The organism is Okeania sp. SIO3B5 (assembly GCF_010692555.1).
Lineage (GTDB): Bacteria > Cyanobacteriota > Cyanobacteriia > Cyanobacteriales > Microcoleaceae > Okeania.
The window spans coordinates 1-11,158 of the sequence record NZ_JAAHHG010000331.1; the positions used below are offsets into that span (position 1 = coordinate 1).

An 11,158-nucleotide genomic window follows, 5' to 3' on the forward strand; every position below is an offset into this window, starting at 1 on the left:
AGCTTGAGTCAAGAGCGAATTTAAGCCTGTGGAGAAGATAAGTTACAGACTGCGGTCAGTGGTCTTCTGTGTTTGCGCAGCATTGCGTCAGCAAAACAGGAAGCTAGCTCCAAAGCTCATGCAACCATGTATGGGTAAGTTTGGGTAAGTTTAGTAGAACGGAATTACAGGAGTAATGTCATTATTCAGAAAATCCCGATAAAGTTCTGCCACCCGCAGTTGTGCTCCTGTGGAACCAAACAGAATGGCATTGAGACGAGTAACCATAATTGCTCGCACAACTTCCTCAGGCATTTCTGGTCCTGCTCCAGCACTATGGGCATAGATTAAGTTACGGTTAAATTCTTTAGAAACTCGAATTACTTCTTCATCTAAGCCACCAGTAGCATTGACAAAAGCTTGGTCTTTATTCAGTCCTACTCCTGCAGTCAGACCGTAAATTTTATGCCCACTTTCAGCGGCTAATAACAGAATTTCATGGGACTTTTGAACGCGACTTAAAGCTTCATTATTAATGGTGACTTTAGCTCCATGCTTGGCAACTTGAACTACATCTGCCGTGGTTAAATTCTGACCTGTGAGAGTAATATTTCGGCCTCGGAAAGCAATAGTTGGTGATGGTTTTGAACTTACTAAGTTGGCAGTATTTGATATGGAAGTATTTTCCAAATTATCGTTGGCACGGGCGTTTATTGGTGACAAACAAACACATATTGTTGCTAATGTAAATAGACTTAGGGATTGGATGTTAATTTTCATGGTTTATTTATCAGAACTTAGATATTTAATAAAATTAATTATCATAATTTTCGTTAAAAGCAAGAATTATTATAAAAAAATTATATTTAGATATATAATAGTCAATAGTCGTTAAATACTAAACTAGGAAACTATTAAGAATGAGACCTAATCCAATTCCACCTCAACCAGGCCAAGAATCAGTTTGGGATTATCCGCGTCCGGCTATTTTACAAGATACAGATAAACATTTAAAAATCATCTTTAATAATGTAGTTTTGGCAGAAACAAATCGAGCCAAAAGAGTTTTAGAGACCAGTCATCCACCTTGTTATTACATACCACCTGAAGACGTGAAGTTAGAATATTTAATCGAAAATTCTAGGAAAACTTTTTGTGAATGGAAAGGTTCGGCTTCCTATTATGATATTTCGGTGGGAGATAAATATGTAAGTAATGCAGCGTGGCAATATTTGAATCCAACTCTTAATTTTATTTCCTTTCAAGGATACCTGAGTTTTTATGCTAGTTTAATGGATGCTTGTTATGTTAATGACGAATTAGTAAAAGCTCAAGCAGGAGATTTTTATGGGGGATGGATTACTTCTGATATTGTCGGACCATTTAAAGGTGAGCCTGGTACAAGATGGTGGTAAATAATTGATAATTGATAATTGATAATTGATAATTAATCCTCAGAGGTTTATAGAAATTGCTCAATTTTAGGCGTTGCACAATCAGGCATGATGAAATCCGAAAGTAGATATTTTTGGATAATTATTTACTCAATATATGTACAGTTGAAAATTTATTATCATTCTTTAATGTGCAACCCCCAATTTTATACGATGACAAAAAAGGTTGATATTAGTAGTAAACGTATAATTGGAATTGACCCCAGTTATTTCAGTTATCAGTTATCAGCTTTTAAACGAATAAATCAGCTCTAAGATAACTGATACCCTATCCTTTAAAGGAACACCTCAATTCTCACATCTGATTCCTGATTGCTATAAATTAGATCGGATAGTTGATTTGGTTATTATTGAAAAAGCTAGTGCAGGATGGCGGAAATAACTAACCAGTTAAAAAAGGTCCAAAAGCTTGTACAATAACCTTTCTTCCCTTCTGCCTTCTGCTATCCTAGATAACTAAAGCCTCCTGCCTTCTGCCTTTTTGCACTAGCAATATTTTGCAATACCAGGAAGAGAAGAAATGATGATAAATAGTTCACAAAAATCTGCGATCGCTAACTTTTTCTCAGACCCAAAACTCAAGCTCGTTAAACTTAATGAGCAAGAATATATGGAGGGACTAATTGCTTATCGCAGTAACCATAATGAACAAGAAATAATGCTTGAAGCTACATTTCAGGCGGTCGAAAAATATAAGTATTCACAAGAAAATCACACTATCCTTAGTATAGGTTGTGGCAGTGGAGTTTTTGATAAACCTTTTTTGACAAAGCTGCTTGAGTTGAACAAATCTATTAATTTTGTTGGAGTAGAACCAAACAAAGTAGAATGTGTAAAAACAGAAGAATGGTGTCAGTAACTTAGCACAATTAAAACAGATAAATTTCGATTTAAAATTAATCCGATTAAATTGGAAAAATTTGAATCATCCCAAAGTTTTGACATCATTCTGTTAATTCATTCATTTTACTCTTTTTCAGAAATTGAATCCTCTTTTCAGAAAATTTACGAACTTATGAGATAAGAAGGGATAGCAATTATTGTAATAGCTATAAAAACAGAATTTAGGGAACTTATTTACTATGTAAATCAGCGACTTTATCAAAGGTCAATTATTTTTAGCGACGATTTATATCAATTCTTTTCTGAACACAATATTTCTGTTCATCAAGAAATTATAGAATCTCCATTGAATATTACAAAATGTTTTCATAAAGATTCTCAATTGGGTAAACATTTACTAGATTTTATAGTTGGTGCTAATACGACATATTTTTCTCCTTCCCAATTACAAGTATTGCTGGAATATTTGAGCAGCAATTCGCAAAAATTGGAGAGCGGAGAAATTATGATTCCAACTTCTGTAAGCTTTTATTATTTTCAAAAGCAGAAGGAAGAAGAAATAAAAAAAAGGGAACTAATGAAAAATTGTGAATCTAATCAATAATCAAAGGCAGAAGAAAAAACAGAAAAAATGATGATGAATAATTTACAAAAATCAGCGATCGCTAACTTTATCTCAGACCCAAAACTGAAGCTCGTTAAACTTAATGAGCAAGAATATATGGAAGGGCACATTGCTTATCGCAGTCAGCAAAATGAACCAGAGATGATTCTTAAAGCTACATTTAAGGTCATAGAAAAACACCAGTCTTCACAAGAAAGTTACAGTATTCTTAGTATAGGTTGTGGCAGTGGGCTTTTTGAGAAACCTTTTTTGAAAAAGCTGATTGAGTTGAATAAATCTATTCATTTTGTTGGAATAGATCCAAACAAAGTAGAATGTGTAAAAACAGAAGAATGGTGTCATAAACTTAACAGATTTCAACCAGATAAATTTACATTTAAAATTCATCCGATTAAATTGGAAAAATTTGAATCATCCCAAAGTTTTGACATCATTCTGTTAATTCATTCATTTTACTTGTTTTCAGAAATTGAATCCTCTTTTCATAAAATTTACGAACTTCTTGAAGAAGAAGGGATAGTAGTTATTGTAATAGCTATAAAAACAGAATTAAGGGAACTTCTTTACTATGTAACTCAGCGACTTTATCAAAGGTCAATTCTTTTGAGCGACGATTTATATCAATTCTTTTCTGAACACAATATTTCTGTTCATCAAGAAATTATAGAATCTCCACTGAATATTACAAAATGTTTTCAGAAAGATTCTCAATTGGGTAAACATTTACTAGATTTTATAGTTGGTGCTAATACGACATATTTTTCTCCTTCGCAATTACAAGTATTGCTGGATTATTTGAGCAGCAATTCCCAAAAACTGGAGGGGGGAGAAATTATGATTCCAACTTCTGTAAGTCTTTATTATTTCCAAAAGCAGAAGGAAGAAGAAATAAAAAAAAGGAACTAAGAAAACTTCAAATAACTATAGAAGTCTAAATTATTGTTGTCGAGCAAGATTTTATAAGTAATTTTCAAGAAAAATGGAGTAAATTTATGTTTGTCAAAGGAATCAAAAAAGGTAAAATTATTGAGTTATTGGAGGAGGTAGATTTTCCTGATAATCAAGAGGTTTTAGTAGAAATTAAAAAGGTAGGTGATTTTTGGTCAGCTTTACAAAATTTTAGGGCAAGGGTAGATTTAGAAAGTATTGATGATGATTCTTTTGATAATTTACGGGATAAGTCACCGGGGAGAATGGTTGATTTATGACATTGAAATATTTATTGGATACAAATGTTTTATCTGAGGTGAAACGCCCTCAACCTAATCAGAAAGTAATGGAAAAACTAAGGTTATGTAAACTGGAAATAGCAACCGCTACTGTAGTAATCCATGAATTATTGTATGGATGTTTTAGACTTCCTGAGTCTAAAAAACGTCAAGATTTGGAAGATTATATAAATAATGTGATTTTAGCACAGTTACCTTTATTTAATTATGATTTAAAATCTGCACAATATCATGGACAGGAAAGAGCAAGGTTATCTAAATTGGGTAAAATTCCCGCTTTTGCTGATGGTCAAGTTGTTTCTATTGCTTTTACTAATAACTTAATCTTAGTGACTAATAATGTTTCTGATTTTCAAGATTTTGACGGTCTGAAAATAGAAAATTGGTTTGATTAATTATGAAAGTGGGGGTCATTTCAGTTATCAGTTATCAGTTATCATTTTTCAGTACCTCTAGCTGTTTGCGCAGCATTCCGTAGGAAAGCATTAGGATTGAACTACGGAATATTCTTTTTTTTATCCCCTTAAAAGAGGAGGTGTAACAACCCAATTTTTTGGTGAGTTATGAACTAAGTGGAAAAAGACGAAAATAGGATTGATTTAAGAAATTAATAATTTACAAAATATTATCAATTTGCAAGCAGATTTTAATGAGGGAAAATTCAAGTTATTCGTTAATTAATCTATTAATCTATGAATCAAACTATGCCAAATTAAACCAACAATAATTAATCCTAAACCAACTAACCAAATTTGTTGCTCTACCCAAAAAGCTAAAAATAAACAAGCAGCTAAACCTAACCAACCTAACCACTTAGGATAAAGTCTTTCTTCAGGAGAAAGTTTCAGAGCAGCAAAATTAGTAATAGCATAATAAATCAGAACATTAAAAGCACTAAAAGACCAAGTAGTTTTCACATCACCAATTAAAACCAAAAGAGCGATCGCCACTCCCACCACTATCACAGCGATATAAGGAGTAGTTTGTTCACTATTCAATCTAGCAACAACTCTCGGTACATCTCGCCGACGCCCCATTGCCAACAAAACCCTGGACAAACCCAAAATTAAATTTAACAACACTCCCAACATTGCCGTCACAGCACCAATAGCAATTAACTTCGGAATCACAGGAACACCTAAACCTCCTACTCTAGCAATAACTTCCAGAGGAGCAGCTAAACTCACATCTGCTGTAGATAATTTATCTATTACCTCTTTACCCACTACCACAGTAACCACAGCGATAGATATATATAACAAACAGGTGACGAGCATCGTTAGAGCGATCGCTCTCGGAATAGTACGTCGTGGTTCCTTAACCTCCTCCCCCAAAGTTGCAATACGACCGTAACCAGTATAAGCAACAAACATTAAAGCAGCAGCTTGAAGTAAAGATGCTAAAGGTTTATCCCCAGGAAAAAAAGGAGTTAAATTTTCCCCACCAGACGATACTACTTGAGGCACCCCTGCCAAGATAAACATAACCAGAGAAAATAACGTAATCGAAACAATAATAATGTTAGTAAAATTAGAACGACGAATTCCACTTAACACAACTATTGTTAATACAACCACAGCAGTTAAAGCAGTCAATACCAACCAAGTTTGATTATTTATACCAAAAGCATTCAGCAAATAACCAGCAAAACCCAAAGCAGCAGTAGCAGCAGAAGCACTTTTCGCCAACAGAAACATCCATCCGGCAATAAAACCCAACCAATGATTCAGATATTTGTTAAACTAAGCCAGGTAAGTTACCCTACCCGACTCGTCTTCAGAACCGGACGTGAGACTTTCACCTCATCACGGCTCCTCTCCTAAACGCCCCTTGTCATGGGTACACCCCTACCTTAAAGTCAACATATCGTCAACCCATAGATAATCTTCAGGTGAATCCTGTAACTTTGGTTTTGAATATGTCTTTTTATCTAAGGCAGTTTTAGTATCGTGGCAATGTCGGTGCAACAATTGTTTGTTCTTATAAGTGTTGTCACCACCTTTAGACCTTGGAATTATATGGTCAACTTCCATAAGGTCAGTTGATCTAAAGGTTAGTCCACAAGATGCGCATTTATTCTTTTGCCGTTTTAACAGCGTTGTGACTTCTTTCCTTACGCCTGGGTATTTGTCGATTCTATTACTCCAATAAGTCCAGTCGCCGTCATAAGGGGATTTATTACCTTTCACTTTGATGTGTCGTACAATAGGCACATCTGAGTGTCGGTTTAGTATATATTCACCAGCGTTGAGTACCCAATTCCTGGTTTTACTAACTTTGGGAAAATACTTTTTATTCACCCATTTAGCCGATTTATTTGGATGCCTTCTACTTGCCCATCTCCATATTCTTATCCATAGGAGGTTATCTATTTTTCTGAATACCTCTTTACTGACTTGTGTTGAGAAGTAGTTAGCCCATCCTCTTATTACCGGATTTAATTTAGCTATTAAAGCTTGGGTCGGGGCGGTTTTATAAGAGTCACATATATCCGCCAATTTCCGATAGTGAGTTTTAATACTCTTGGAAGATGGTTTAATCAGCGTTTTAAATCCTTGTTTGGTTGTCTTGACTTTCCATTGCCTGATTGTGAAACCTAAGAAGTCAAATCCGGGTTGATTTCCTTCATATTCTTCTAAAGTATGGGCAATTTTGGTTTTCTCTGGTTTTAGTTCTAATCCTACCTGGTTTAACCATTCCTGTATTACGGTTTTTGCTTGTAATACTACTTTGATGTCTTCATGTAAGATTACAAAGTCGAGACTCATAGCGTACCAGGGATAACGCTTGTCTGTTATCTCGCTTCTTTCCCGGAAGGGATTCCGCGAATTTATCTAGGCATTCTTCCATACCGTGTAAGGCGATGTTTGCTAGTAGGGGACTAATTACTCCTCCCTGTGGTGTACCTTCCACAGATTCTAGGAATTGATTATTGTCTAGCACTCCAGACTTTAACCATTGTTTGATTAATCGTTTGTAAGGAGATTGACCTATCTTTCCTAGAAGTGCATCATGGTTAATTCGGTCAAAACATTTGGATATGTCAGCATCTAACACATATTTTGGTTTTTTGTTGATGCTAACAAAGATGGCTTGTATGGCATCATGTGTTGACCACCGGAAAAGACCATAACTGTTAGATTCAAAGCGTGCTTCCCACTCTGGTTCCATACCTAGTTTTACCAAAGCTTGTAACGCCCTATCGTATATTGTTGGGATACCCAACGGACGCTTTTCATCTCTCCCTGGTTTCGGTATATAGACTCTGCGGGTGGGACTTGCTTTAAGGTGGCGTGATGCGAGTAGGTTCACCAAGTTGAATCTTTGTATGGGTGTCAGGTTTTTGATTCCATCTACCCCGGCAGTTTTCTTACCTTGGTTATCCTGTGTCACGCGTCTAACAGCTAGCAACCTTGCGTAGTAACTTTTTAAAAGAAGTTTTTGGTATCTGTGCATCTTGCGGAATTCGCCACTCATGGATGCTCTGTAAATCAATTTTTGTAATTTGAACACAGATTTTTCTACCTTCTTCCAATCAATATCCTTCCATTTAAGGTTAAAATTAATTGAAACTTGTGAAGGTATATACTCTGTATCCCTTGCTACGCTTAAAAATGGTTTAGGTGACCCTAACTTTCTTTTTAGTGTCTGAGCTTTATTCATTACTATTCATTGCTTTACATTACGTCTAACAGTGGGTACGTCTGCATTACTGCTTTTTACCCAATCCTACTCTCCCTTTGACCTGCAACCGTTGTACAGATTGACCTTGAATGGCTTCCTAAGTTCTCGACCTATATTCTTAGGTGTCAAAGAGAGGTTTCCTCGTTCCCTTATTCCTTTATTACGACTGATTTAGTGGGGCAAAATCTCCCGGAGGGTGCTACATGGTTGCTGACACTATCGATTACATAATAGTATCCATTGACCCTCTGACTTTTGTCCTACATCCCATAGCTACCTTTGGGGTGGTTTGAATTCACGAGAGTTTTATTACCTTTCTGTTCGTCCACTTGTCAGCCTTTGCTCGCGGTATCGTTCCTGGTAACTGGTATTGTTCCGCATTTAGACCAGCTTCACCAGTTTGATGTTCAGTCTCACCAGTGTGGCCTATGCTGTCAACCTAACAACAAGGCGGATGGAATTTCACCACCAAGGACATAAGAGTTATTCACAAGTCGAGGTTGTCCTCATGTATTGACTTGGAACGGCCATTTATATCTAGTTTCCTAGCTTAGTGACCAACGAGTCGCACATAACCATATTCATAAGTACCACCACTCACAGGATGGTTTGCTGCTAACTGGGCGCTGTTAAGACCATTGCAGATAGCAACAATAGCAGCGATCGCCACCGCGATAATTACCGACGGGCCCGAAATACTAGCAGCAATACCAATACTGACAAATACTCCAGTACCCACAATTGAACCTAAACCCATGAGGGTAGCGCCGAACACACCAATTTCTCGTCGAAGTAGAGGCTGAGACATTTCAGTTATCAGTTATCAGTTATCAGTTATCAGTTATATCATGTCCGGTTGAACAGTTATAAATAAACTACTCAGGAGTCATAATCGAGAATTTCCTACGGAATGCTCCGCAAACAAGAGGGAAGAAAGAATAAACAGAACAGAGAAAGTTTTTTGATCACGCTATTATCCAGACATAATATAACTTCTAACTTTTGACTTCTGAATTTTGACTTTTGATAACTACTGCTCCCTCTTCCTTCTAACTTCTGACTTTTGATTTTTAACTTCTGATGACTACTACTCCCTCTTACTTCTGACTTCTGACTTCACACAGAGAAAGTTTTTTGATCACGCTATTATCCAGACATAATATAACTTCTAACTTTTGACTTCAGACTTTTGACTTTTGATTTTTAACTTCTGATGACTACTACTCCCTCTTACTTCAGACTTTTGACTTTTGACTTTTGACTTCACACAGAGAAAGTTTTTTGATCACGCTATTATCCAGACATAATATAACTTCTAACTTTTGACTTCTGAATTTTGACTTTTGATAACTACTGCTCCCTTTTCCTTCTAACTTCTGACTTTTGATTTTTAACTTCTAACTTCTAACTTCTAACTTCTAACTTTTGACTTTTGACTTTTGACTTTTGACTTGTCAAGCATCCCCACCAACAACAACATTCTGAATACGCAAACTCGGTCCACCACAACCAACAGGTAAACCATCTTGCCCACCCTTACCACAACCCCCAGAATCATCCCAATAAAAATCATCGCCGATCGCCTCAATATCAGCCAAAGTCTCAAACACATTTCCAGAAAGAGTCACATCCCGCACAGGTTCAGCTAACTTGCCATTTCTAATCATCCAAGCTTCTCCAGCACTGAAAGTAAACATTTCCCCATTAGTCATTCCACCCAACCAGTTACGAGCATAAACTCCCTCCTTAATATCAGCAAATAAATCTGAAGTAGGAGTATTTCCTGGTGCTATCCAAGTATTAGTCATCCTGACTATAGGTGGATAATGATAATCCAGACAGCGTGCATTACCCGTAGGTACTTCTCCCAATTTTCCAGCAGTCTCCCGTGAATGTAAACGTCCTACCAAAACACCATCTTGAATCAACTGAGTAGTAGTTGCTGGAGTACCTTCATCATCATATATATAACTACCTCGATGCACTTCTTCTTGTTTTACATTACTTAGCAAGGGTGACACCTTAGCACCATCAAATATTTGTAAATTTTCTGGACCAAACCTCCGACCAATTGTCATCACTTCCAATAAATCAGGATTTTCGTAGACCATATCTGCCTCCGAGAGATGACCAAAAGCTTCGTGAACAAATAGACCTGTAAGAATTGGGTCAATAACTACAGTGTAAGTATTACCTTGAACAATGGGCAAAGCTAGAGAATTCACAGCTCTTTGTGCAGCACTACGAACATAATTATCTAAATTAGTTAAATCTTCATAGGCTTTGCGGGAACCAGTAGTTTCACTACCTGTTTGTACGGTTTCCCCATCTCTGGCAGTGGCAGCAAAGCGTATCTCCATATCTACCCATGATTGTTCTAACATGGTGCCTTCGGAAGTAGCGAGAATTACTTTTTGGGTACTGTCCCCATAACGAACAGACACGGTGGTAATTCGACTATCAACACTCCGCAACACTTGGCCATAATGTTCGCATAGTTCTTTTTTGTTGGCCAAGGATATTTGATGCGGATCTGTACCTGTGAGATGAACTACATGAGTTGCTTGAATTATGGGGATGGGAGCTAGGAGCGTTTCTTCTTCTCCAATCAATTTGGCCGCAGCGATCGCCTCTTCTATTCTGTCTTTCAAGGTTGAGAGTTGATTAAAGCTGGCAAAACCCCAACCTCCTCGGTAACAAGCTCGAACTTGACCACCTATGGAAAGACCTTCGCTTAGGGTTTCTATTTTGTTGCCTCGCAGGAGAATATCTGTTCCTTGAGATTCTTCTAAACGAATGGCCAAGTAATCCACTTGAGAACTATAATTAGCGAGCAAGTCGGATAGTATATTTTTTGCGTCAGTCAGTAATACAGGCATTAGAGGTTTTGATAAGTTAAAAAAGATTGTACAGGTTTTTATAAGTCAAAAGTCAAAAGTCAAAAGTCAAAAGTTAGAAGTTAGAAGTCAAAAGTTAAAAGTAATCTTTGATTTACTTTCAGCATTTAGTATTGTCCGCGCCCTAATTGCGTAGTGCTGTATGATATCTATTGCTAGATATAAGGATTAAAAACTTTAACACTATAGTAATTTCAAATAATTAGGGTTTGCTGATTAAATATCAAATAATTACCAGATAAAGGTAAGTGTCTTTTTAGGTATTGAAAAAGTACATGGTTTTCAGCTCTTCATGCTCATGCATGGAGCGCATTAAAGAGCGCATAGTTGGGCAAAAAAATTCTCCCCTACTCCCCTCCTGGGAGGGGTTGGGGTGGATCCCCTACTCCTTAAAAAAGACTTTTTAGCGCAAACCCTAATTATTTCACATCATCAGAAGCAAAGTTA

General features: G+C 36.6%; 10 protein-coding genes and 1 pseudogene. 6 read left to right on the forward strand and 5 right to left on the reverse strand.

Annotation, left to right across the window (positions count from 1 at the left end):
• Nucleotides 1–150: 150 nt before the first annotated feature.
• Nucleotides 151–759: an aromatic amino acid lyase gene (locus F6K54_RS30535; RefSeq protein WP_293086272.1), complete on the reverse strand. Its 609-nt coding sequence runs from the start codon at nucleotides 757–759 to the stop codon at nucleotides 151–153.
• A gap of 140 nt (nucleotides 760–899) precedes the next feature.
• Between F6K54_RS30535 and F6K54_RS30540 the strand changes: the two genes are divergently transcribed.
• From F6K54_RS30540 to F6K54_RS30565, 6 genes are all read left to right on the forward strand, one after another.
• A complete protein-coding gene (locus F6K54_RS30540; protein WP_293086274.1) occupies nucleotides 900–1,394 on the forward strand; it encodes a DUF427 domain-containing protein in 495 nt (164 codons plus the stop codon).
• A gap of 559 nt (nucleotides 1,395–1,953) precedes the next feature.
• Nucleotides 1,954–2,292 carry a hypothetical protein gene (locus F6K54_RS30545; protein WP_293086276.1) on the forward strand — a complete coding sequence of 113 codons (339 nt, stop codon included), beginning with the start codon at nucleotides 1,954–1,956 and terminating at the stop codon, nucleotides 2,290–2,292.
• A 330-nt stretch (nucleotides 2,293–2,622) separates the two neighbouring features.
• Nucleotides 2,623–2,880 carry a hypothetical protein gene (locus F6K54_RS30550; protein WP_293086278.1) on the forward strand — a complete coding sequence of 86 codons (258 nt, stop codon included), beginning with the start codon at nucleotides 2,623–2,625 and terminating at the stop codon, nucleotides 2,878–2,880.
• 27 nt (nucleotides 2,881–2,907) lie between these two features.
• The gene (locus F6K54_RS30555) at nucleotides 2,908–3,807 is read left to right on the forward strand and encodes a class I SAM-dependent methyltransferase (RefSeq protein ID WP_293086280.1); all 900 of its coding nucleotides are present in this window, start codon (nucleotides 2,908–2,910) and stop codon (nucleotides 3,805–3,807) included.
• A gap of 86 nt (nucleotides 3,808–3,893) precedes the next feature.
• Entirely contained in the window at nucleotides 3,894–4,109 is a 216-nt protein-coding gene (locus tag F6K54_RS30560; protein WP_293086282.1) for a hypothetical protein, read from the forward strand.
• A complete protein-coding gene (locus tag F6K54_RS30565; RefSeq protein WP_293086283.1) occupies nucleotides 4,106–4,525 on the forward strand; it encodes a type II toxin-antitoxin system VapC family toxin in 420 nt (139 codons plus the stop codon). The genes F6K54_RS30560 and F6K54_RS30565 overlap by 4 nt, the downstream gene beginning before the upstream one ends.
• Before the next feature lie 282 nt (nucleotides 4,526–4,807).
• Here the strand turns inward: F6K54_RS30565 and F6K54_RS30570 are convergent, their stop codons facing one another.
• The 4 genes and pseudogenes from F6K54_RS30570 to F6K54_RS30585 all read right to left on the reverse strand — a co-directional run bounded on the left by F6K54_RS30570 (nucleotide 4,808) and on the right by F6K54_RS30585 (nucleotide 10,693).
• Complete coding sequence (locus tag F6K54_RS30570; protein ID WP_293086288.1) at nucleotides 4,808–5,860, reverse strand: APC family permease; 1,053 nt, start codon at nucleotides 5,858–5,860, stop codon at nucleotides 4,808–4,810.
• A gap of 26 nt (nucleotides 5,861–5,886) precedes the next feature.
• Nucleotides 5,887–7,793 (reverse strand): annotated as a pseudogene (gene ltrA / locus F6K54_RS30575) (group II intron reverse transcriptase/maturase).
• A gap of 571 nt (nucleotides 7,794–8,364) precedes the next feature.
• Nucleotides 8,365–8,622, reverse strand: coding sequence for an amino acid permease (locus tag F6K54_RS30580; RefSeq protein ID WP_293086285.1), 258 nt, complete (start codon nucleotides 8,620–8,622; stop codon nucleotides 8,365–8,367).
• Nucleotides 8,623–9,268: 646 nt separating this feature from the next.
• Nucleotides 9,269–10,693: a TldD/PmbA family protein gene (locus F6K54_RS30585; protein ID WP_293086286.1), complete on the reverse strand. Its 1,425-nt coding sequence runs from the start codon at nucleotides 10,691–10,693 to the stop codon at nucleotides 9,269–9,271.
• Between the last annotated feature and the right edge of the window lie 465 nt (nucleotides 10,694–11,158).

What these genes read in the sequence shown, in the direction of transcription:
- F6K54_RS30560 (WP_293086282.1), top strand. Translation starts at nt 3,894, where the DNA reads ATGTTTGTCAAAGGAATCAAAAAAGGTAAAATTATTGAGTTATTGGAG.
- F6K54_RS30545 (WP_293086276.1), top strand. Translation starts at nt 1,954, where the DNA reads ATGATGATAAATAGTTCACAAAAATCTGCGATCGCTAACTTTTTCTCA.
- F6K54_RS30555 (WP_293086280.1), top strand. Translation starts at nt 2,908, where the DNA reads ATGATGATGAATAATTTACAAAAATCAGCGATCGCTAACTTTATCTCA.
- F6K54_RS30580 (WP_293086285.1), bottom strand. Translation starts at nt 8,622, where the DNA reads ATGTCTCAGCCTCTACTTCGACGAGAAATTGGTGTGTTCGGCGCTACC.
- F6K54_RS30585 (WP_293086286.1), bottom strand. Translation starts at nt 10,693, where the DNA reads ATGCCTGTATTACTGACTGACGCAAAAAATATACTATCCGACTTGCTC.
- F6K54_RS30565 (WP_293086283.1), top strand. Translation starts at nt 4,106, where the DNA reads ATGACATTGAAATATTTATTGGATACAAATGTTTTATCTGAGGTGAAA.
- F6K54_RS30540 (WP_293086274.1), top strand. Translation starts at nt 900, where the DNA reads ATGAGACCTAATCCAATTCCACCTCAACCAGGCCAAGAATCAGTTTGG.
- F6K54_RS30535 (WP_293086272.1), bottom strand. Translation starts at nt 759, where the DNA reads ATGAAAATTAACATCCAATCCCTAAGTCTATTTACATTAGCAACAATA.